This is a genomic window from Afifella aestuarii, assembly GCF_004023665.1.
GTDB classification, from domain to species: Bacteria; Pseudomonadota; Alphaproteobacteria; order Rhizobiales; family Afifellaceae; genus Afifella; species Afifella aestuarii.
Genome location: NZ_SAUF01000001.1, coordinates 1,632,207 through 1,654,018, shown reverse-complemented (window position 1 = coordinate 1,654,018; position 21,812 = coordinate 1,632,207). Strand labels below are relative to the sequence as shown.

The following is a 21,812-nucleotide window of genomic DNA, read 5'->3' as shown; positions in this document are numbered from 1 at the left end:
CGCAACGAGGCCACACATTTCAAATGATTGAGCGTCCTTATCTTATTTTCCTCGGCGACGTTCCGGACAAGCTCGCGGCCAAGACGGCCTATGGTGTCGTCGACTGGAGCCGAGAATGGTGTGTCGGTCAGCTGCGTCTCCCCGGCTGCCAGGCCGATACGGGTCTGAAGGATATGACGATTGCCGAGGCGACCGAAGCTGGCGCCCGCACCCTCATCATCGGAGCCGTCAATCCCGGCGGCGTGTTGCCTGAGCATTGGACGTCGACGATCGTGGAGGCGATCGAAGCCGGCATGGATATCGCAAGCGGCCTGCATGTGCGGCTTGCCTCCGTCGACGCGATCCGCGAGGCGGCCGAGCGCGAGGGCGTCAAACTCCACGACACGCGCCACGCCGATCGTCGCTTTGCCACGGGCAAGGGCACAAAGCGCCCGGGCAAGCGGCTTTTGACCGTCGGCACCGACTGCTCGGTCGGCAAGAAATACGCGGCGCTCGCGATCGATCGCGAACTCAACGGACGCGGCGTCAACTCGACCTTTTGCGCCACCGGCCAGACCGGCGTCATGATTTCCGGCCGAGGCGTCGCGATCGACGCCGTTGTCGCCGACTTCATCTCCGGCGCGGCTGAGTGGCTGTCGCCTGCGACCGAGCCGGACCACTGGCAGATCGTCGAGGGCCAAGGCTCGCTCTTCCATCCCTCGTTTGCCGGCGTCAGCCTCGGCCTTCTGCACGGTGCCCAGCCGGACGTCTTCGTCGTCTGCCACGAGCCGACACGCACCAAGATGCGCAATGTCGAAGCCCCGATTTCGACGATCGAGGCGGTGATCGAGGAAACGATGCGGCTCGGGCGCCTCACCAATCCGGACATTGCCCCGCTCGGCATATCGATCAACACGCAGGCACTCTCTGACGACGAGGCGAAAGCCTGTCTCGCAGAGGCGGAAGAACGCTATGGGCTGCCGGCCTGCGATCCGATCCGCACCGGTGTCGCCAAACTCGTGGACCGCCTTCTCAAAGAGTTCGTGGCATGAGCCTGTCGCTCGATCTCGCCGTCGAATCCTGGCCGATCGCCGGCAGCTTCACGATCTCCCGCGGTTCGCGCACCGAGGCGAAGGTCATCGTCGCGCATCTGAAGGACGGGTCCCATACCGGACGGGGCGAATGCGTCCCCTATCCGCGTTATGGCGAGACGGTTGAAAGCGTCGCAGAACAGATTCGCGGCGTCGACCTTGAAGGGCTCGACCGCGAAACGCTGAGAAAGCGGCTGCCGGCCGGTGCCGCGCGCAATGCAATCGATTGTGCCCTCTGGGACCTTGAGGCCAAGCGCGACGGCACGTCCGCCGCGGATCGCTGCGGCCACATGGTCGCCCGCCCGCTCGAGACCGCGTACACCATCTCTCTCGGCAGCCCGAGCGACATGGCAAGCGCGGCTCACCGTGCGGGTCACAATCATGTGCTCAAGCTGAAGCTCGGCGGAGAAGGCGATGCGGAACGCGTCCGCGCCGTTCGGGCGGCCATGCCGCATGTGCCGCTCATCGTCGACGCCAACGAATCGTGGAGCGAGCACAACATCCTCGAAAACATGCGCGCCTGCGCGGAATCTCACGTCCAGCTGATCGAGCAACCATTGCCGGCCGGTGAAGACGAGATGCTGCGGGAGATGCCGCATGTGGCGCCCATCTGCGCCGACGAGAGCCTTCACACACTCGCCGATCTCGACGGCCTCACCGGCAAGTACGACGCCGTCAACGTCAAGCTCGACAAGGCCGGAGGCCTGACCGAAGCGCTGGAGCTCGTCCGCGAGGCACGCCGGCGCGGCTATCTGATCATAATCGGCTGCATGGTGGGCACGTCGCTTGCGATGGCGCCGGCCGTCATCCTGGCCCAGGATGCCGATGTCGTCGATCTCGACGGCCCTCTCCTCCTGGCGCGCGATCGCCAGCCCGGCCTTGTTTATGTGGGCTCGCTCGTCGAACCCCCGACGCCGCAGCTCTGGGGCTGAGCCTTCAGAAAAGCTCTGAGAGACTGCTCTAGGCTTTGAGGCCGCGCGGAAGGCGCCATGCAATCGCAAGTGCGCAGGCGCCGAACGCGGCCATGAGCAGGAACGGCAGAGATGGTGCAATCCCGTAAAGCGCCCCGGCCGCCAGGGTGCCGCTGCCGATCACCAGCCCGGCGCTCAGCTGGTAGGCGGCCTGAAGCCGCGCCGTATGCCCTGCTTCAGCGACTGCGGCGAGCGCCATCATCGCCCCGAGATGCGTCGCCGCGAAGGTGAGGCCATGCAGGACCTGCAAGACGAAGGCCCATGAGACGTCGGTTGCGAAGGCAAAGAGCGACCACCGCAGCAGCGCGCCCGTGGCACCCGCGATGAGGAAACGTCGTGCGCCCCAGCCGACGAAATGCCGCGCGAACCAGAACAGCGCGATTTCGATGACCACACCGAGCGACCAGAGAGCCGCGATGACGAGGTCGGAGAAACCGAGCGAGCGCCAGTAGAGGCTGCCGAAGGCGTAGTAAGCGCCGTGGCTGCCCGTCACGAGGCTGGCGGCAGCGATGGTCAGAACGAGCCGCCGATCCCTCGGGAAACCGATCATCCCGCCACCCTTGGCCAGCTTTGCGGCCCGCCCGACCAGCGGCAGCGATAGCGCGGCAATGATCCCGAAGGCGAAAGCCGCAAGCTGCAGCCCGTATACGGCATCGACCGAGACGCTTGAGATGATCTGGCCGGCAGCGAAATTCCCGACGATGAACGCGACCGATCCCCAAAGCCGAATCCGCCCGTAATCATTGCCATGCCGACGCACGCCCGTGAGCGCCACAGCATCCCCCAAAGGCACGAGCGCATTCCAGAAGATCAGTGCGGCAGAAGAAATCAGAAGCAGCGCCGCAGCACCTCCGGCAAAATTGAGAGCAAAGAAAACGAGGGTCGCGATGCCGGCATAAAGTGCCGCAGCGACCCGCAATTCGCCGAGACGATCGGCGGCCGCGGCGAGCGTCCCGCTCAGGACCGCACGCACCAGCAACGGCAAAGCAACAGCCACACCGATCTGTCCGTCGGAAAGCCCCTGCGCTTCGAGCCACACCGGGAAGAAGGGCAGATAAACGCCGAGCGCAAAGAAGACGGCGGCGAGGAAGCCCGCGCTCTTCAGTCCGAAAACGCGTCTTGCACGGTGCTTGCCGTCGCCATTAGCTCTTTCTAAGCTCTTCCGGTCCATCTTCGGACCCGTCAACGCGATTGCGTTCTGGAAGAGGAAAAGGCATGGCGCGCCTGATCGAAAAGGGCCTGACGGACATCGAGTACGAGACGATGCTGTCGGCGCTGACCAGCACGTCGAAGGGACGCGCTTTCCTCGAGGAATATGTGCGCCGTTCGCGTCGCACCGAGACCCGTTCGCTGATGACGGCGATGACGAGGCTTGCGATGAATGTCAGCACACTGCGCACGCAGCTGAAGCCGAGTCAGATCGCGCGTGAATTGACGCGAATTGCGGGCAATGTGCCGCCGGGACGGGCGCGTCAGGATCTGATGGTGCTTGCCGCGGGTTTGCACGACGCAGCACCCGATGCCGCGGCAACCGCAGGACAGACGGCTGACATTCTGGAGCGTCTGAAGCAATTCCGTCCCTTCGGCACCGCGTCGGAAGAAAGCCGGGACGACCGCGACCGGGCGTCGGAAGAAAACCACTAAGCCGCCGAGCGATAACGAGCGAGCGCCTGCGCCAGGACGGAATCGTCGACATTGCCGCCGGAGAGAACCAAAACGACGACGGTTCCGCGCACATCGACCGAACCCGACAGCAAGGCGGCAAGGGCGAGCGCGCCCCCCGGCTCCAGCACCAGCCGAAAACGCTCATAGGCAAAGGCGATGGCATTGAGCGCCGCATCGTCGCTCACCGTGCGTGTTCCCGACAGACGCTCGCGATTGATGGCGAAGCCGATCTCCCCAGGTGCAGGCGCCAGCAACGCGTCACAGACGGAGCCGCTGGTTCGCTCGTTTCTGACGATCTGGTCGGCGGCGAGCGATCGCCCATAATCGTCGAAGCCTTCAGGCTCCATCGCAAGGACGCGGCAGTTCGGCGCGCGCTCGGTCACCGCGAGCGACACGCCGGCAGCCAGTCCGCCGCCGCTGCAGGGCATCATCACGATGTCCGGGACAAGCCGCATATTGGCGAGTTCAGAGGCGATCTCGAGCCCGATCGTTCCCTGCCCGGCGATGACCTTGGTGTCGTTATAGGGATGGATCAGAAAGCCGCCCTCGCGGCGGATGAGGTCCGCAAGCACTTCCTCGCGGTCTTCGCGCGCACGATCATAGGTGATGATGCGGGCGCCCGCCGCGCGCGTTCGATTGACCTTCACCGCTGGCGCGTCTTCCGGCATGACGATCGTCGCCGGCACGCCTGCGAGACGCGCCGCCTCCGCAACGCCCTGGGCGTGATTGCCAGACGAACAGGCGACCACGCCGCCCGCAGCGGCGTCGCCCGCCGCCATCAGCGCATTGTAGGCTCCGCGAAACTTGAACGAGCCGGTCCGCTGCATGCATTCCGGCTTCAGGAAGACGCGGGCGGCGAATTGCTCCGACAAGGCTGGCGCAGCAATGAGAGGCGTCCGCATGGCTCGCCCTTGCAGGCGGGTCGCAGCAGCCTCGATATCGTTGAGAGAAACCGGCAGGGTCATGGATCGCCCTTAAGGCGTTTTTCATCCGCTTTGAAGAGGTAGAAAAGTATCGTATCCGCTATTCTACGACGTCATGCGGCGAGCTGGCAGTCCGGCCCCTGTGCCTTGACGAGATTCTCGCGAAATTCCTGCACGCTCGCATCCCAGCTGAAGCGCGTCGCATAGGCCCGCGCCGCCTCTCCCGAAAGATCGAGGCACTGAAGCGCCGCAGCCCGCAGATCCTGGCTCAAAACCCCGATCTCCGGTTCCACGATCACATCGCTCGGGCCGGTGACGGGATATGCGGCAACCGGCAGGCCGGAGGCGAGCGCCTCCAGGAGAACGTTGCCAAACGTGTCCGTCAGGCTCGGAAAGACGAAAACATCCGCAGCCGCGTAGGCATGGGCAAGCTCCTCGCCTTCCATGGCTCCAAGGAAATGCACATCCGGATGACGCGCTTTCAGATCGGCAAGGGCCGGCCCGTCGCCTACGACGACCTTGGAACCGGGCAGGTCGAGCGACGTGAACGCCGCGAGGTTCTTTTCCACGGCGACACGGCCGACATTCAAGAATACCGGGCGCGGCAATCCGAGGTCGGCCCCGGCACGCGGATGGAAGAGATGGGAATCGACCCCGCGCGACCAGCGCATCAGATTGCGGAAGCCGCGTTCCGTGAGCTCGGCCTCCAGAGAAGGCGTCGCGACCATGCAGCCGGCGGCGGCGTTGTGGAACCAGCGCATCATCCCGTAGAGCGCCCCAAGCGGCACCGGCGCCCGCGCACGCACATATTCGGGAAACTTAGTGTGGTAGCTCGTGGTGAAGCGCTGCCCCGTCTTCAGGCAATGGCGCCGCGCCAGAAAACCGAGCGGACCCTCGGTCGCGATGTGAATGCAATCGGGGCGCGCCGCCTCGATCATGCGGCCGACACGCGTCTTCGTCGTCACGGAAAGGCGGATGTCCGGATAGGTCGGCATCGGCAGCGTGGAAAAGCGCTCCGGCGCGATCACCGTGACCTCGTCGCCGCCCTCGGTCAGAATATCGACAACCCGCTTGAGCGAGCGCACAACCCCGTTGACCTGGGGGAACCAGGCGTCGGTGACAATGACGAGCCTCATCGGGTCATGCTCAGGCAGCAACCGGTGTCGGAGCGTGATGCGGCTCACTCAAAGGGGCGGCCCGCATGATCTCCGACCAGCGGATAATCTCCATCCGCCCGTCGTGATGCTCGGCCACCGCGGTACAGCTTTCGACCCAGTCACCGCAATTGACGTATTTGATGCCATTGCTGTCGTCGCGAATGGCCGCATGGTGGATATGCCCGCACACGACCCCGTCGGCGCCCTGGCGCTGCGCCTCCGCCGAGAGCGCTTCTTCGAACGCACCGATGAAATTCACGGCGTTCTTGACCTTTAGCTTCGCCCAGGCCGACAGCGACCAGTAAGAAAAGCCGAGAGCGCGCCGCAGCTGATTGACGTAGGTGTTGACGCCGAGAGCCGTGACATAGGCCCAGTCGCCCAGGAAGGCGAGCCATCTGGCATGGCGCACGACGACGTCGAACTGGTCGCCGTGGATGATCAGGAAGCGGCGTCCGTCGGCCGTCTCATGGATGACGCTGTCACACACTTCGATGCCGCCGAAATGGCTGCCGAGATAGCCGCGCAAGAATTCGTCGTGGTTGCCCGGGATATAGACGAGCTTGGCGCCCTTGCGGCCCTTGCGCAGAAGCTTCTGCACCACGTCGTTGTGGTACTGAGGCCAGTACCAGCCCCGGCGCAGGCGCCAGCCGTCGACGATATCTCCGACGAGATAAATCGTCTCGGCGTCATGCACCTTCAGAAACTCCAACAACAGCTCGGCCTGGCACCCGCGCGTGCCGAGATGAATGTCAGATAGAAACAATGTCCGGAAATGATTTGGCGGAGCCATCGCCGTGCTTCCCATGTCTTTCAAGCATGAAAAACCCGATTCAGGTATCAGTTGTGTGACATCGGCCGACGCAAAGCTGCGGCAGGGCGTCCCGCGCTGGAATGAAAAGCCGCCTCCCCTAGAAAACGTCAACAAACATAGGAGAACGCCATGGATCTCGGCATCGAAGGACGGACAGCCGTCGTATGCGCCTCAAGCCGCGGGCTGGGGAAAGGCTGCGCGGAAGCGCTCGCCAAAGCCGGCTGCCGGCTCATCATCAATGGCCGCAACGCGGAGAGCCTGGAGACAACGGCAAGCGATCTCCGACTTCTGGGCGCCGACGTCACCGCGGTCGCCGCCGATATCGGCAGCCGTGAGGGACAAGAGCGCGTTCTCACCGCGGCAAAGGCGGTCGATATTTTGATCAACAATAATGGCGGTCCGCCCCGCCGCGGCTTCCGCGAACTGACGCGCGAGGACATGTTGGAGGGCGTCACCCAGAACATGGTGACACCGATCGAACTCATTCAGGCCGTCGCCGACGGCATGGTCGACCGCGGCTTCGGGCGGATCGTCAACATCACCTCCCTGTCGGTGCTGATGCCGATCCCGGGCCTCGACCTTTCCTCTGGTGCCCGGGCTGGTTTGACGGCCTTCCTCGCCGGAGTGTGCCGCGAATTCGTGCCCCACAACGTCACCATCAACAACATCCTGCCCGGCAAGATGGACACGGACCGCCTACGTGCGGGGATCTCCTGGCAGGCCGAAAAGACCGGGATCAGCGAGGACGAGGCGGCGAAGCGCGAGGCGGCTGCAATTCCCGCCGGGCGCTTCGGAACGCCGGAAGAATTCGGCGAGCTCGCCGCCTTCCTCTGCTCGGCGCAGGCCGGCTACATCACGGGACAGAATTTCCGGGTCGACGGAGGCCTGCTTCCGGTCGCTTTTTGAGCGCGACCACACGGCCTGCCTCAAGGCAGTTTTGGTGAGGAAGGATGCTCGCAACGGCCGTGCTCTGAACCAAGGCCATCACAAAAGCAGAAGGCACAAAAAAGGGGCCGGTCAGCCGGCCCCTTTCGAATTCCAGGACTTCGACGAAGCCTCAGTATTTGGCGACGATCGGCTCTTCCGTGCGCGGGCCGCCGAACTTCATCTTCAAAGCCGCAGACAGGATGTGCACGGAGCCATCCGAGGTGCCGTCAAAAGGACCGTTGGAGAGCGGGCCTCCGGCAGCCGCCGGAATGAGATCGGTGTCATCGGCCGTGATGTAGGAATAGCCGACGTCGAAGGAGAAACGCTCGGTCGCCTGATAGCTCGCACCAGCGGAGAACCACCAGCGATCGTTGTCCGGCAGGCGGAAGGAGCGGTTGGCATTGTCGTTCGGCGACAATTCACGCGCCACACCGGCACGCACCGTGAGGTCCGGATTGACGTCGTATTCGCCACCGAGAGCGAAATACCAGCTGTCTTCATACTCGAAGCCCAGGGGGATCGGTGCCGGCGCGCCGCTCAGCGTCACCGTCTGGAAGCGGCTCCAATTCGCCCATTCGAGGCCGGCCGTCAGCCGGAAACCATCCATGATGCGCTGACGCAAGCCGACGCTCACCTTGTCCGGCATGTCGAAACCGTCTGCGTCGACATCGAACCGCCCGATCTGGGTCACGAGCGGGCCTTCGAGATCGTGGTCGATGCGGGAGCGATAACCAATACCGATTTCCGTGCCGTCCATCGGCTTCAACTGAATACCGGCGGTCATGCCGAACCCGACGTCGTCCGCATCGTCGAGGGCCGAGACACCGAATACCGGAAGCGTTTGGCCGGTCAGGCGAACATTGGCGTATTCCACGACCGCGCCAACGGCGATGGTGAGGTAATCATTGAACTGATAGGCGACGACCGGGTTGGCCGCCATCGTGAAGACTTCCGTCGTTCCCGCAATACCGCTGGTGCGCACGAGCGAATTGTAATCGTATTTCGTCGCAAGCCCGAACGGCGCGTTGATGCCGAGGCCGAGGATGATGTTGTCGTTCACCCGGTAGCCGTAATAAGAAGCGGGCACGGGCGCGTTCTCGGCGATATCCCCTTCGTTCTGCGGGAAGGGCGAGAGAATATCGACATCCGAGCGCGGCGCGATATAGGAAATCACGCTCTCACTCTGGAAGCCCATGACGGCGCTCAGTGTCGCCGGGTTCCAGAACATCGACGACAGGCTGCCGCCCGCTGCCATGCCGGCAAAGGCCATACCCTGACCATAAGCACTCTGCTCGCGCAGCGCGAATGCGCCTGCATGCGCCATGCTGCTCGCTGTCACCGCGATGAGTGCGGCGGCGGCCACGCTATGGCCGAGATGCCTCTTCAGTTTGTGCATTCGCTCCCTCCCCCGATTCGTTTGGCTCACATGTGGCAGCACTAAGCCATGCGTCTTTAGGACAAGCAATCGCGGAACGCCGACACCGGACGTGCTCCGCGTCTTCGGTAAGCGATTGTGACAAAACCGCCACGATTGCCGTTGCGGAAGTGTAGTGAAACAGTATTTCTTGGATATCTCCGCCTTGAGCTCCGCAGATCTCTAGATCGCGGCCGGAAACTTCCCACACATACAGCCGGGCTCCGAAAAGCCAGAAGTGCGCCGACGAAGCTCCGCTCGGAATGCCTCGCCAGACGCGAGCGAATAACATTCTCCCGATCGTCCACTCGGCAGGACAGAGATGCGCTCTGTCGCCGCAAGGCGCATCGGCATGCTTTGGGAGCAGCCTGTCTCCGCCCTACATTGAGAACCGTTCTCAGTTTCCGTCATCACGGATGACGCTGGTGGCGCCACTCTTCCCCCCGGGTCGGCGCCACGTCACATTTCGGAGGTCGCATGACCCATCATCGTCTTTTCGGCCGGCTGGTTCCCGTGGAACTGGCAGCCGCCATCATTCTCACGGCCGCAGCCTGCTTCAGCTTTGTCGGGCACGCCCACGCCGCCGACGTTCCCGGGCCTCTCGTGGACGTCGACTGGCTCAAGACCAATCTCGACCAGCCAGATCTCGTCGTTCTCGATACGAGGGGCGAGGCGGACGGATCCGATCCCTATGCGGAAGGCCACATTCCGGGCGCCGTCCACGCACCCTATCCGGGCGGCTGGCGCGCGACGCGTGACGGCGTTCCCGGTCAGCTTCCGGAGCTTTCAGCTCTTGAGAAACATATCGGCAGCCTGGGGATTTCCGGCGACGAGACCATCGTCATTGTCCCGGCCGCGTCGAGCTCCAGCGAGTTCGGCGGCGCGACGCGCATCTATTGGACGCTCAAGCTCGCGGGCCTCGATCACCTCGCCATTTTGAATGGCGGCTACCGCGCCTGGAATGCCGATCCGAGCACGACGCTTGCGACGGATACGCCCGAAATCGTTGCCGCCGACTTCAAGGCGCAACTGCGGCCGGAACTGCTCGTCTCGAGCGATGACGTCCGTTCGCATCTCGATGACGGCTCCACCGTTCTCCTCGATGGACGTCCGGCCGAACAGTTCAAGGGCAAGGAAAAGCATCCGGCCGCGAAGCGCTTCGGTCATCTTCCGGGCGCCGTCAATCTCGACCAGTCGGTCTTCTTCGATCCGGCGACGGGAAAGCTCGTGCCGCAGACGGTCGCCGCATCGCTCCTGCCGGAGGCTGCGGCGCAGTCGAAGGCCGAGGTGGTGAGCTACTGCAACACCGGGCACTGGGCCTCGATGAACTGGTTCGTCCTGTCGGAAGTTCTCGGACACAAGAACGTGACGCTCTACGACGATTCCATGGTGGGTTGGACGGAAAATCCCGACAATCCGGTCGAGAGCGAGCGCAGCCGCCTCGACGACATCAAGGCCTGGTGGAACGGCAACGGCTAAGCCTGCCGTTTCCTGTCCCTGTCATAACTTGAGAGATTGAATGTCCGTCTCAGCTGAAACGGCGCGGGGGAGCGGTGCTCCCGCATCCGCTGCCGAAATCGTCGCCGCGATCGACCGCTCCGCCCTCGCCTTCGCGGCGGCCGCCCTTCTCCTCGGCACCCTGATCATCGGCTACGAGGTCTCGCCAAAGATGGCCTCGCTGTTTTTGATCGGAGCCGGGCTTGGCGCCGCACTCCTTCATGGCGCCTTCGGGTTCACCGCCGGATGGCGCAATTGCGTCACGAAAAGCGATGGGCGCGGGCTCCGGGCTCAGCTCTGGGTCATCGCCTTCACGGCACTCTTTTTCATCCCGTTGATCAACGGGATGGTGCCCGGCTTGACCGTCCAGGGTGCAATCGCGCCGGTCGGCACCTCGCTCATTGTCGGCTCGTTCCTCTTCGGCCTCGGCATGCAGCTCGCCAATGGCTGCGGCTCTGGCACGCTTTTCACCCTCGGTGGGGGCTCAGGCCGGATGCTGATCACGCTGGTCGCCTTCATCATCGGCTCGGTCGTCGGTTCCGTTCAGCTCCCCTGGTGGCTCGACCAGCCGGGCTTCGATCCGGTCAACCTCGCCGAGTTCCTGACCGTGCCGGGTGCGCTGATCGCGATCTTTGTCGGCCTTGCGCTCGTCGGCGCCCTTACCTTCGCCATGGAAAAGCGGGCGAACTTTATGGCCCCGGCCAGGAAGCCCGGGCATTTCTGGCGCGGACCCTGGCCGCTTCTGTGGGCCGGTGGCGCACTCGTCGTGCTCAACCTGTTGACGCTCCTCATCGCCGGCCATCCCTGGACGATCACCTATGGTTTCGCTCTGTGGGGCGCGAAGGCGGCACAGGCGATCGGCATCGACATGTCGGCTTATGAGTTCTGGCAATGGCCGAAAGGCGATCAGGCGCTGCACACCTCGCTTCTCGCAGACGTCACCTCGGTGATGAATATCGGCCTGGTGCTGGGCGCGATGGCGACCGCCGCACTTGCGGGATCTTTCGCCAAGGCGCCTCTGCCGAGTGCGAAATCCGCGCTTGCCGCCGTCATCGGCGGCCTTTTGATGGGCTACGGCGCCCGCCTCGGCTTCGGCTGCAACATCGGGGCCTTCCTCGGCGGCATCGCCTCGGGTTCCCTGCACGGGTGGATCTGGTTCGCCTCGGCCTTTCTCGGCACTCTGATCGGCATCCGGCTGCGGCCTGCCTTCGGTCTGGCGAATTGAGGCGGTGATGGCGCGTTATCTTCTTTTCGGCTTCGTGACACTCGGGCTCCTGCTCGTTCTTGCCGACCATCTCCTGTCACCGCCTCTGCATCAGACGGGAACGAGCGACGTCGTCGCCTGCGCCCCCTGCGGCGCGCCCTGTCCGTCGACGCGATAAAACTTGATCAACGGCGGGCGGCGAGAAGCGCCGCCTCGCTCACTTCCGACCAGGGCTGCATCCGCGCCCGCGCCGAGCGGTAGCTTTCAACGATCTCGGCCTGCACGCCGCCGGCGTCTGCAAGCTCGTCGAAGACCTCGTCGGACGCCTGGCGCGCTGCAGCCAGGAAATCGTCGGGAAACCGTCTGAGCACCACACCCTTGTCCTGCGTGAGCTGTTCCAGAGCCCTCGCATTTTCCCATTCGGCCTCGCCCAGGCCGCGAATGTTCTCCACCGCAAGGACATGGCGCACGATCGCCTTGAGATCGCCCGGCAGCTTCTCCCAGGCGGAGATCGAGACGAGGCCCTCGCCGGTTCCGTTCGGCTCGTGAAAGCCCGGCCAGTAATAGTTCTTCGCAACCTGCCAGAATCCCATGGCAAGATCGGACCAGGGCCCCAAAAACTCCGTCGCGTCGATCGTCCCCGACTGGAGCGCCGGCAAAATCTCCGATGCTGGCAGCGACACGGGCGTTGCCCCGAGCCGGCGCGCGACCTCACCACCGAGGCCTGGCATGCGAATTTTGAGGCCTTTGAAATCGTCGAGCGAGTTGATCTCGCCGCGATACCAGCCGCCCATCTGAAAGCCGGTGTTTCCGGCCATGAACGGCTTCACCCCGAACGGGCGATAAAGCTCGTCCCACAGCTCCTGACCGCCGCCATGGTCGATCCAGGTGATATGCTCCAGAGGGGTCAGGCCGAAAGGCGCCGCGGTGAAGACTGGAGCGACCTTCGCCTTGCCGGCCCAGAACAGAGAGGCGGTATGCGCCATCTCGGCTGTCCCTTCCGACACCGCATCGAACACGGCAAGGGCCGGGACGATCTCGCCCGCAGCATGCACCTGCACGATCATGCGTCCGCCGGACGCGAGCTCGATATCACGTGCGATCCGTTCCGCCGAAACGCCGGGGCCCGGCAGGTTCTTCGGCCACGACGTGACCATCGACCATTCGATGCGGCTTTGGGCGACTGCCGGTCGGGCAAGTGCGCCAGCGCCTGCAGTCGCCGCCCCTCCGGCGAGAAGGCCGCGCCGGCTGAGGCCGTGGCCAGAGCTCACCCATTCCTCCATTGCCGGTAGAAATGGTGAACCGGTCCATGCCCCTTGCCGACCTCCAAAAGGTCCGCATTGACGATGGCGTTGTGGACATAGGCCTTGGCGGCATCGACCGCCTCCGGCAGGCCGAGCCCGTTGGCAAGCCCCGCCGCAATCGCCGAGGACAGCGTGCAGCCGGTACCGTGTGTATTCTTGGTGTCGATGCGCGGCGCGCTGAACCAATGGGCCTCGCCTTCGAACCACAACAGGTCCGCGGCTTCATCGCCATTGCCATGCCCGCCTTTGAGAAGGACCGCCCCGGCGCCGAAATCGGCAAGCGCCTGCGCCTGGCGCAGCATGGTGTCGGAATCGTCCGCAGGCTCCTCGTCGAGCAGGCGGGCCGCTTCCATCAGATTGGGCGTGATCACGGCGGAAAGCGGGAAAAGCCTCTCGCGCAGGCTCGTCACGGCCTCATCGGCAATGAGCGGATCGCCGGAAGCGGCCACCATCACCGGATCGAGCACGACGGGACCGGGCTCCCACCGCGTCAGCCCCTCGGCCACCGTCTCGATGACCGCCGGCTTCGAGAGCATGCCGATTTTGGTCGCGCCGACGGCAAGGTCGGAGAAGACCGCATCCATCTCGGCCGCCACGAAATCCGCGGGCACGTCGTGAATGGCCCTCACACCGCATGTGTTCTGGGCGACCAGCGCCGTGATCACCGTCGCGCCATAGACGCCAAGGGCGGAGAAAGTCTTGAGGTCGGCCTGGATGCCGGCGCCGCTGGTCGGGTCTGTGCCTGCAATCGAAAGTGCGATGGCCGTCATTGTGTGTCCTTCGCTGTACGAATTTCTTCAAGAAGCGCCTGGGCGGCGGCTTGTGGATCGTCGGCCCCCATGATGGCGGACACGACGGCAACGCCCTCGGCCCCGGCAGCGATGCATTCGGCGGCATTGGAAGCGCCGATCCCACCGATAGCAACGGAGCGAAGCCCGACCGCTCTTGTGACCGCAGCAAGCCCCTCCAAGCCGATGGCCGCTCCGGCATTGGGCTTGGTGGCCGTCGTATAGACCGGTCCGACCCCGATATAATCGGCGCCGGAAAGAGCCTCTCGGGACGCCTCATGTTCCGCCGCATTGCCCACGGAAATCCCGAGGATGCGTTCTTCGCCGATCAGCCGCCGTGCATCCGCGCCGTCCATGTCGCTCTGACCGAGATGCACGCCGTCAGCCCTGGCCGCGAGCGCGACATCGATGCGGTCATTGACGATGAGCGGCACGCTCATCGGCTCCAACAGCGCCTTCAGGCGACGCGCAATGGCAACGAGTTCACGCGTGCCGGCGTCGGGATCGCGCAGCTGCACCAGCGTCACACCGCCTTTGACGGCCGCAGCGACCGTCTCGAAAAAATCGCGCGGACCACAGAGCTTCGGATCGGTGACGAGATAAAGCGAAAGATCGAAGGGATGACGCATCATTTCGCCTCCCCGCTTCCAGCGCCAATACCGGAATGAGCGGCAAGAAGATCCTTGTCCATGCGGAAAAGCGCGTCACAAAGCTCGGCCGGAAGATGACCAGGCCCGTTGCCGCATCGCTCACCAGCGATCCGGCCGGCAGCGGCATAAACGGCAAGCCCGGCGGTCGCCGCTTCGAGCGGCGGCCGCACGGCCGAGAAAGCGGCCACACAGGCGGAAAGCGCACAGCCGAGGGCGGTCGAGCGCGGCATGAGATCATGCCCGCCGGTGATCGAAACGACCTCATCGCCATCTGTCGCGTAATCCGTGGCGCCAGTCACGGCAACGACACTTCCCGATGTCCGCGCCAGCGCCTTCGCCGCCGCAACGGCCTGATCGGAGGCGGCAAGAGAATCGACCCCCCTGCCGAGTGCCCCAGCCTCGCCTGCGAGGCTCATGATCTCGCTCGCATTGCCGCGCACGATCGCGGGTCGCAGGGACAGAAGTGTGTTCGCGGCTTCGCTTCGAAATGGCGTCGCGCCCGTCGCCACCGGGTCAAGCACCCAGGGCTTCTGCTGCTCCCCCATGGCCTCGGCGGCTTTTTTCATGGCGCGCAGCCAGGCGGGCGACAACGTGCCGATATTGACGACGAGCGCATCCGCAAGCTTGGCGAAATCACCGACTTCTTCCTCGGCATGCACCATCGCAGGCGATGCGCCGAGTGCGAGAAGCGCATTCGCGGAGACGCTCATCGAAACGAAGTTGGTGATGTTTTGGACGAGAGGCCGGCGCGCCCGCAGATCCGTCAGCGCCGCAAAGACCTCGTCGATCGTCATAGGCATGAAATTCTCCCACTTCGGACCCGGCCCGAAGCGGAAGCAAATGAACGACGAGGATTTCTCGGCATCATCCCATCCCTCCGCCGGTGTTAACCGGATCAGGTTCGAGGGGTTGGCCGGATCGCCTCTCAGCCGCCTACAGATTGCAGCGGCACCCCCTGAGACGTCTTCCGATCTAGTGGTCTCAGAACCGCTTTGCAAGCATCGGCCGCTTGGCCCTTGCCGCGACCGGACAGTTGCGGTTTTCTCCGCGCCAAGGAGACAGCCATGACCCCGTTTTTCGTACTCATCAAATGCCAGCTCGGCCAGGCCTACCAGGTCGCCACCGCCCTGGCCGACGCCGAGATCGCGTCAGAAATCTATTCCACAGCAGGCGATTACGACCTTCTCGCAAAGTTCTATCTGAGCGCAGACGACGACATCGGCCGCTTCGTACAGGAAAAGGTGCACGTCATCGAAGGCATCCAGGACACCAAAACGATTCCCACCTTCAAGGCGTTCTGAGGCTCATCCGCCTCACCCCTGCGGCGTCGACAATTTGCGCATCTTTCGCCGCTCCAGCCCCAATTGATGCTCGCGGTAGATGATGAAGATGCCGGCAGCGATGACGACCGCTCCGCCCACGGCGACGTTGATTCCGGGAATTTCATTGAAGAGCAGATAGCCGGCGATCGTGCCCCAGATCATCGAGGCATACTCGAAAGGCGCGATCGTTGACGTCTCGGCATAACGATAGGCGGCCGTCAGGGTGATCTGCCCGAGGCCACCGAAAAGCCCGCACAGGATGAGAAGGATCATCTCTTCCGTATCGGGCATGACCCACCCGAACGGGATGGTGAAAAGCGCCACGACCGTGCACGTGACGGAAAAATAGAAGACGATGGCGGAGGTCGATTCCGTCGCCGTCATCTTGCGGATGAGGATCGCGACCACCGCCGTCAGCACCATGGAGCCGAGCGCGCAGAGCGAGCCGACGAATTCCCGCCCGCCGAGTTCACCGCTTGAGAGGAGATCGAAGCGCGGCCACAGCACGATCATGATGCCGACGAAACCGACAGCAACGGCGGTCGAACGATAGATGCGCACCGTTTCGTGCAGGATCAGGGCGCCCAACACGACGATCATCAAAGGCGCACCGTAGCTGATCGCCATGGATTCGGGCAGAGGCAGGCGCTGGACGCCGGCGAACCACAGCATCATCGTGGTCACCCCGACGAGGCCGCGACGGGCATGGCTCCAGGGATCTTTGGTGCGCACGGCCTCCTTGAGCTTGTTCTGCCAGGCGAGCATGCCGAGGAGCGGAACGAGCGCAAATGCGGAGCGAAAGAAAACGATCTCGCCGGTCGGCACGCGCTCGCCGACGAGCTTGATGCAGGAAAGCATCAGCGCAAAGGCAATGGTCGAGCTGACCTTGAGAATGATGGCGCGGGTCGCTGTGGTCACGATTGCCCACCGCCTCGGCTCTGCCGCGCGTTACGCCGGCAGTCCGCTACGTCTTTGGTCACCCTAGCCTCGTTGTCCGGGGAGCGCCGCCTTTGCGGCTTGAATGGCATTCCATACCCGCAGCGGTGTCGCCGGCAGGTCGAGATGGCGGATCCCGTACTCTCGATAAAGCGCATCGACAACGGCATTCATGACCGCGGGCGTCGCGCCGATCGTTCCCGCCTCACCCGCACCTTTGATGCCGAGGGCATTGTGCGTCGAAGGCACGTTGCGCGTCTCGAAATGGAAGGAAACCGTGTCCCATGCGCGCGGCATGGCATAATCGCTGAAGCTTGCGGTCAGAAGCTGCCCGTCTTCGTCATAGACCGTGTTCTCCAGAAGCACCTGGCCGATGCTCTGCGCCACACCGCCATGCACCTGGCCCTCGAGCAGCAGCGGATTCACGCTCACCCCGAAATCATCGACGATGGTGTAGCGTTCGATACGTGTGCTGCCCGTCTCCGGATCGATCTCCAATTCGCAGACATGCGTGCCGTTCGGATAGGTCGCTTCCGCCTGTTTGAACTCTCCGATCGCCGTCACCTCGGCGCGGTCGCCCGCTCTGGCCGCGAGATCGGCGAAAGAAATCGCCCGGTCGGTCCCGACGATCCGCGCCTCTCCGGCGGCAAGCTCGATATCGCCCGCAGCCGCTTCCAGCGCATCGGCAGCCAGATCCTTGAGCTTTTCCGCAAGATTGTCCGATGCGATCCGCACGGACGGACCACCGAGCGGGATGGAGCGTGAGCCGCCCGTGCCGCCGCCCGTTTCCAGCGCATCGGTATCGCCCTGATGCACCCGGATCTGATCGAGATCGAGGCCGAGCCGCTCGGCCACGAACTGGGCATAGGCCGTGCGGTGTCCCTGTCCGGTCGCCTGCGTGCCGATGAAAAGCGCGACATGGCCGTCGTCTTCGAGCACGATTTTCGCCGGTTCGGAGCCGGCAAAAGCGCAAGCCTCCACATAGCTCGCCATCCCGATGCCTCTGAGCCGTCCGCGCGCCTTGCTCTCTGCGGCGCGCGTCTCGAAACCGGCGTGGTCCGAGACCTCCAGCGCCCGATCCAGGTGCCCAGCAAATTCGCCTGTATCATACAGTCGTCCGGTGACGGTCTCGTACGGCAATTGCTCCGGCCGGATAAAGTTGCGTCGCCGGATTTCGTCTGGAGCCAGACCCACCACGCGGGCGGCCTCGTCGATCAGCCGCTCCAACAGGAACGCCGCTTCGGGACGCCCGGCACCACGATAGGCGTCGACCGGCACGGTATTCGAATAGACGCCTTTGACGCTCACATGGGCGATGTCGATGTCATAAAGCCCAGTCGTCATCGAGACCCCGACCCAAGGAATATACGGCCCGAACTGCGAGAGATAGGCACCCATATTGGCCGTGAGATCGACCTTCATGGCGAGGATGCGGCCGTCTTGATCGAGCGCCATCGCCGCCTCCGCGATGTTGTCGCGGCCTTGCGCATCCGACTGAAAATGCTCGTTGCGATCGCAAACCCAGCGCACAGGCTGACCGAGCACTGCGGCCGCTTTGGCCGCGAGTGGATATTCCCGGTAGGCGAAGATTTTGGGGCCGAAGCCGCCGCCGACCTCCGGCGTGACGACACGAAGGCGCGACGGGTCCACCTGCATCGCTTTGGCGACCGCCTTGCGCATGCCGTGCACCCCCTGCGAGCCGACCGTCAGCGTCCAGCGTTCTTGCCCCGGATCGTATTCGGCAACGATCGCGCGCGGCTCGATATAGTTGCAGACGAGGCGGTTGTTGACGAGGCTGAGCCGGGCGACCTTGTCGGCCTTAGCGAACGCGTCATCCGTCGCGGCCGCGTCTCCCACCTCATACTCGAAGGCAAGGTTGGTCCCGTGCTCCGGCCATACGAGCGGCGTGTCCGCCTCGAGCAGCCGATCGGTGCCGACCGCAACCGGCAGAGGTTCGTAATCGATCTCGATCAATTCCGCCGCTGCGCGCGCATTCTCGATTGTATCGGCGACGACGAAAGCGACTGCATCCCCCACATGCCGAACCACGCCTTCGCAGAGAACGGGCACCTCGGCCTTGCGCATTTCGCCCTTGGCCGGCCCCGATCCGAGACAGGGCATGGCGGCCATGTCGGCGACATCGGCTGCCGTCCACACGAGCTTCACGCCCTCTGCCTTTCGCGCCGCCTCAAGGCGCGGCGGGTCGAAGCGCGCATGCGCAAGCGGCGAACGCAAGACAAAGGCGACCAGCGTGCCGGCCGGCTTCACGTCGGTCGTATAGCGGCCCTCACCGCGAATGAGAGCCTCATCCTCGACACGGCGCACCCGCGCCCCCATGCCAAACTTTGGCGGTGCCAGATCGGTCATCAGCGCAATTATCCGTCGTGAAAGCAGGAGAGACAGGCGCAAGCGGGGAGCCTGCACCGACGAACGAAAGACCGCCCACAGCTTGACGGAGAATGCGACGAAGCGTCAATAGACAGCCATGGATGGAACGGGCCGGTTCGGCGAAACATCTGCCGGACTGACGAAACGGTTTCAGGCTCTGCCCGGCAATCTCCGTGGTGCCGCCTGGATCATCGTCGCCACTATTCTCTTCACCATCATGATGACGCTGATCAAGCTCATCGGCACGAGGCTGCCGGTCGCTGAAATCCTGGTCGTGCGTCAGTCGGTGATGTTTCTCGCCGCTCTGCCGCTGATCATCCGGGGGTTTCCGGGTTCGCTGACGACGCGGCGCCCTCTCCTTCACGCGGGACGCATCCTCTTCGCCGTCATTGCGATGTTCTGCGGCTTCACAGCGGTTGTTCATCTGCCGCTCGCTGATGCAACCGCGATCGCTTTCGCCAAGAGCTTTTTCATCCCGCTCTTTGCCATCGTCATCCTCAAAGAGGCGGTCGGTCCTCGCCGCTGGGGCGCGATCATCTGCGGCTTCATCGGCGTCATGGTGATGCTCAACCCGACCGGCGCAGGCATCGACGGCTATGGCCTTCTCGCCGTAGCGGGCGCCGCCTCGGCGGCCCTCGTCATGGTGATCATTCGGCTCCTGTCGCGCTCAGACCTCGCGATCACCATCCTCGCCTATCAGACGGTCTTCGTGGGTGTTTTGCTGACACCTCTCGCGATCTGGCAATGGGTGTGGCCGACCTGGACGGAATTCGGCCTGCTCGTCGCCATAGGGCTCGTCTCGGTCACGGCACAAAGCTGCAACATACAGGCATTTCGCGCCGGCGAAGCGACCGTTCTGGCGGCGCTCGATTACGCTCGCCTCCTTTGGGCGACGATCCTCGGCATCCTGATCTTCAGCGAGATTCCCGCCATACGCACCTTCATCGGCGCCGGCATCGTCATCGCGGCCGCGCTTTACACGATCCATCGCGAAGCGAGACGCGGCCAGAGGCTGGCGCGTTCACCGGCTGGCCGCGGCTATACGAACTGAGCGACAAGAGCGCTCCAACCTTCGCAAGCCTCTGAGAAACATAGGGTTGCCGGCTTAGGAAGCTCTGCGCTCAGCCGCGGAACCAGGGCTCTCTCCTGCCCGTTTCGTGCCCGTCCTTTGGAGGCACGATGGCCGACACGCTTCAGGAACGAGCCGAATTGTGCGGGCTCAACTACATCTGCGCGGAGAACCTCAAGATCGAGCGCCGCCGCAGCGGGCGTGGCTTCACCTATAGATGTGATGGCAAGACCATCCGCGATCGCCGCCTGCGCCGGCGCCTGGAAGACCTCGTTATCCCGCCAGCCTGGACCTCGGTCTGCATCGCCGAGGACCCGCATGCGCATCTGCAGGCCGTCGGACGCGACCAGGAAGGTCGCCTGCAATACCGCTATCACGAGGATTGGACGGAGGTCCGCAACGCCATCAAGGCCGAGCGCCTTTTACGGTTCGGCCGGGCGCTCCCGAAAATCCGCGAGCGTATCGCGCGAGATCTCGACCGCCGTCGCACCGACCGGCGTTTTTCTGCAGCTGTCGCGGCGCGCCTCGTCGACCGAGCCTTGTTGCGGTCGGGTCATCGCGGCGAGCCGAGTGACGGAGAAGGCGCCCGCGGTGCAACCACCCTTCTTAAAAAGGATGTGCGGCTGAACGGCCGCACCGTGACGCTCGATTTCACAGGCAAATCGGGGAAGAAAATCCACAAGGTGATCCCAGACACCTACCTCCCGTCGCGACTTCGTAAGCTTAAGGCAATCGGCAAACGCCGCCTGTTCGCCTATCGCGAGAGCGATGGAAGCCGGGCTTACCTGAACGCCCGGGACTTGAATCAATATCTGAAGAACGCGGCCGGAGCGCAGGTGACGTCGAAAGATTTCCGCACCTTTGCCGCGAGCGCGGCAGCCCTTGAACTCTTCGTGACAAGCGAGAAACCGGAAAGCGAGGTGGCCCGGAAACGAGCCATCGCATCCGTGATGCGCGAGGTCAGCGACAAGCTCGCCAATACAATGGCCGTATGCCGTTCCAGTTACGTGCATCCGCTGGTTGTCCAGGCGTTCCAGGAGGAACGCTTGCGCGCCGATCTTCTGCGCGGACCGCACCGCACACATCTCTCGGCGGCGGAGACTGCTCTCATGCGATTTTTGGAGGCCGAAGAGGCAAGCATGAAGGCGGAACATGAGCCGGCCGCCGGGCGTTGAATCGTCCGAGAAACAAGGAGATACGCTGATGACAGATGCGCCGATCGAGGAGTTCTTCGATCTTATCGAAGACGTGACCGTCTGCATGCTGACAAGCCGGGACGGTGGCGAGCTGCGCTCTCGCCCGATGGGCTTCGACGTCGACAAATCCACGCACGAGTTTCATCTCTTGACGCGGAAATCATCTCACAAGGCGGATGAGCTTGCCGCGCATCCGGAGGTTAATCTCTCTTTCGCGCGGCCTGGACGGAAAGAATATGTCTCGGTTTCGGGACAGGCGTACCTCACCACCGACCAGCGGCTCATTGATGCTGTCTGGTTCGACGATGCCGAAAGCTGGTTTCCCGGCGGCAAAGAAGACCCCGACGTCGCCGTCATCCGAGTGGTGCCGTCGAGCGGCGAATACTGGGAGGGCTTCAACGCCTTGCAGAGGCGCTGGAACCTGATCAAGGCGAAGCAGTCGGGCGAGGAGCCCAATCTCGGCGAAAACCGTAAGGTCGCTCTTTAGGCGGCCTCAGACGGCCCTACAGCCGGACCGCAA

22 protein-coding genes and 1 riboswitch are annotated in these 21,812 nt (G+C 63.8%); of the genes, 11 read left to right on the top strand and 11 right to left on the bottom strand.

The genetic code is table 11. The features are described 5' to 3' along the window. The first annotated feature begins 23 nt into the window (after positions 1-23). Both dgcN and dgcA read left to right on the top strand, forming a co-directional pair. Positions 24-1,031 (top strand): N-acetyltransferase DgcN, encoded by a 1,008-nt coding sequence (dgcN, locus tag EO094_RS07760; RefSeq protein WP_128291639.1) that lies wholly within the window; start codon positions 24-26, stop codon positions 1,029-1,031. Then, on the top strand, positions 1,028-2,002 hold the full coding sequence (gene dgcA / locus EO094_RS07755; RefSeq protein ID WP_128291638.1) for an N-acetyl-D-Glu racemase DgcA: 975 nt from the start codon (positions 1,028-1,030) through the stop codon (positions 2,000-2,002). The genes dgcN and dgcA overlap by 4 nt, the downstream gene beginning before the upstream one ends. Before the next feature lie 28 nt (positions 2,003-2,030). On the opposite strand, the gene EO094_RS07750 is transcribed toward dgcA, so the two are convergent. Then, positions 2,031-3,212: an MFS transporter gene (locus EO094_RS07750; RefSeq protein WP_128291637.1), complete on the bottom strand. Its 1,182-nt coding sequence runs from the start codon at positions 3,210-3,212 to the stop codon at positions 2,031-2,033. A 44-nt stretch (positions 3,213-3,256) separates the two neighbouring features. Between EO094_RS07750 and EO094_RS07745 the strand changes: the two genes are divergently transcribed. Next, entirely contained in the window at positions 3,257-3,685 is a 429-nt protein-coding gene (locus EO094_RS07745; protein WP_128291636.1) for a hypothetical protein, read from the top strand. On the opposite strand, the gene EO094_RS07740 is transcribed toward EO094_RS07745, so the two are convergent. The 3 genes from EO094_RS07740 to EO094_RS07730 all read right to left on the bottom strand — a co-directional run bounded on the left by EO094_RS07740 (position 3,682) and on the right by EO094_RS07730 (position 6,576). Beyond that, positions 3,682-4,671: a threonine ammonia-lyase gene (locus tag EO094_RS07740; RefSeq protein WP_128291635.1), complete on the bottom strand. Its 990-nt coding sequence runs from the start codon at positions 4,669-4,671 to the stop codon at positions 3,682-3,684. The genes EO094_RS07745 and EO094_RS07740 overlap by 4 nt on opposite strands. A gap of 71 nt (positions 4,672-4,742) precedes the next feature. Beyond that, positions 4,743-5,765, bottom strand: a complete 1,023-nt coding sequence (locus EO094_RS07735) for a glycosyltransferase family 4 protein (RefSeq protein WP_128291634.1) — start codon at positions 5,763-5,765, stop codon at positions 4,743-4,745. A 10-nt stretch (positions 5,766-5,775) separates the two neighbouring features. Then, on the bottom strand, positions 5,776-6,576 hold the full coding sequence (locus tag EO094_RS07730) for a UDP-2,3-diacylglucosamine diphosphatase (RefSeq protein ID WP_128291633.1): 801 nt from the start codon (positions 6,574-6,576) through the stop codon (positions 5,776-5,778). Between the two features lie 150 nt (positions 6,577-6,726). On the opposite strand from EO094_RS07730, the gene EO094_RS07725 reads away from it, so the two are divergent. Continuing rightward, the gene (locus tag EO094_RS07725; RefSeq protein WP_128291632.1) at positions 6,727-7,503 is read left to right on the top strand and encodes an SDR family oxidoreductase; all 777 of its coding nucleotides are present in this window, start codon (positions 6,727-6,729) and stop codon (positions 7,501-7,503) included. Positions 7,504-7,654: 151 nt separating this feature from the next. Here EO094_RS07725 and EO094_RS07720 read toward each other — a convergent pair whose 3' ends face one another. Continuing rightward, positions 7,655-8,920 (bottom strand): OmpP1/FadL family transporter, encoded by a 1,266-nt coding sequence (locus EO094_RS07720; RefSeq protein ID WP_128291631.1) that lies wholly within the window; start codon positions 8,918-8,920, stop codon positions 7,655-7,657. A 495-nt stretch (positions 8,921-9,415) separates the two neighbouring features. On the opposite strand from EO094_RS07720, the gene EO094_RS07715 reads away from it, so the two are divergent. From EO094_RS07715 to EO094_RS18410, 3 genes are read left to right on the top strand one after another with little or no spacing between them, the layout of a single operon-like run. Beyond that, positions 9,416-10,417: a sulfurtransferase gene (locus EO094_RS07715; RefSeq protein ID WP_128291630.1), complete on the top strand. Its 1,002-nt coding sequence runs from the start codon at positions 9,416-9,418 to the stop codon at positions 10,415-10,417. A 40-nt stretch (positions 10,418-10,457) separates the two neighbouring features. Beyond that, complete coding sequence (locus tag EO094_RS07710; RefSeq protein ID WP_128291629.1) at positions 10,458-11,660, top strand: YeeE/YedE family protein; 1,203 nt, start codon at positions 10,458-10,460, stop codon at positions 11,658-11,660. Between the two features lie 7 nt (positions 11,661-11,667). Further along, entirely contained in the window at positions 11,668-11,817 is a 150-nt protein-coding gene (locus EO094_RS18410) for a hypothetical protein (RefSeq protein WP_164879583.1), read from the top strand. Between the two features lie 7 nt (positions 11,818-11,824). Here the strand turns inward: EO094_RS18410 and EO094_RS07705 are convergent, their stop codons facing one another. From EO094_RS07705 to thiM, 4 genes are read right to left on the bottom strand one after another with little or no spacing between them, the layout of a single operon-like run. Continuing rightward, positions 11,825-12,910, bottom strand: coding sequence for a TRAP transporter substrate-binding protein (locus EO094_RS07705; RefSeq protein ID WP_246008388.1), 1,086 nt, complete (start codon positions 12,908-12,910; stop codon positions 11,825-11,827). Further along, entirely contained in the window at positions 12,907-13,713 is an 807-nt protein-coding gene (gene thiD, locus EO094_RS07700) for a bifunctional hydroxymethylpyrimidine kinase/phosphomethylpyrimidine kinase (protein WP_128291627.1), read from the bottom strand. The genes EO094_RS07705 and thiD overlap by 4 nt, the downstream gene beginning before the upstream one ends. Continuing rightward, positions 13,710-14,363 carry a thiamine phosphate synthase gene (thiE, locus tag EO094_RS07695; RefSeq protein ID WP_425455851.1) on the bottom strand — a complete coding sequence of 218 codons (654 nt, stop codon included), beginning with the start codon at positions 14,361-14,363 and terminating at the stop codon, positions 13,710-13,712. Before thiE ends, thiD begins: the two co-directional genes overlap by 4 nt. Beyond that, entirely contained in the window at positions 14,360-15,181 is an 822-nt protein-coding gene (gene thiM, locus EO094_RS07690; protein WP_246008387.1) for a hydroxyethylthiazole kinase, read from the bottom strand. Before thiM ends, thiE begins: the two co-directional genes overlap by 4 nt. Positions 15,182-15,236: 55 nt before the next feature. After that, positions 15,237-15,347, bottom strand: a riboswitch (TPP riboswitch). A gap of 98 nt (positions 15,348-15,445) precedes the next feature. On the opposite strand from thiM, the gene EO094_RS07685 reads away from it, so the two are divergent. Beyond that, positions 15,446-15,682 (top strand): Lrp/AsnC ligand binding domain-containing protein, encoded by a 237-nt coding sequence (locus EO094_RS07685; protein ID WP_128291626.1) that lies wholly within the window; start codon positions 15,446-15,448, stop codon positions 15,680-15,682. A 12-nt stretch (positions 15,683-15,694) separates the two neighbouring features. Here the strand turns inward: EO094_RS07685 and EO094_RS07680 are convergent, their stop codons facing one another. Both EO094_RS07680 and EO094_RS07675 read right to left on the bottom strand, forming a co-directional pair. Further along, a complete protein-coding gene (locus tag EO094_RS07680) occupies positions 15,695-16,621 on the bottom strand; it encodes a DMT family transporter (protein WP_246008386.1) in 927 nt (308 codons plus the stop codon). A 63-nt stretch (positions 16,622-16,684) separates the two neighbouring features. Further along, the gene (locus tag EO094_RS07675) at positions 16,685-19,006 is read right to left on the bottom strand and encodes a xanthine dehydrogenase family protein molybdopterin-binding subunit (RefSeq protein ID WP_128291625.1); all 2,322 of its coding nucleotides are present in this window, start codon (positions 19,004-19,006) and stop codon (positions 16,685-16,687) included. A 118-nt stretch (positions 19,007-19,124) separates the two neighbouring features. Here EO094_RS07675 and EO094_RS07670 point away from each other — a divergent pair, with 118 nt between their 5' ends. The 3 genes from EO094_RS07670 (at position 19,125) to EO094_RS07660 (ending at position 21,779) form a co-directional block, all read left to right on the top strand. Beyond that, positions 19,125-20,078 (top strand): DMT family transporter, encoded by a 954-nt coding sequence (locus EO094_RS07670; RefSeq protein ID WP_128291624.1) that lies wholly within the window; start codon positions 19,125-19,127, stop codon positions 20,076-20,078. A 128-nt stretch (positions 20,079-20,206) separates the two neighbouring features. Next, a complete protein-coding gene (locus tag EO094_RS07665) occupies positions 20,207-21,271 on the top strand; it encodes a DNA topoisomerase IB (RefSeq protein WP_128291623.1) in 1,065 nt (354 codons plus the stop codon). A gap of 28 nt (positions 21,272-21,299) precedes the next feature. Then, the gene (locus EO094_RS07660) at positions 21,300-21,779 is read left to right on the top strand and encodes a pyridoxamine 5'-phosphate oxidase family protein (protein ID WP_164879582.1); all 480 of its coding nucleotides are present in this window, start codon (positions 21,300-21,302) and stop codon (positions 21,777-21,779) included. The last annotated feature ends 33 nt before the right edge of the window (positions 21,780-21,812 follow it).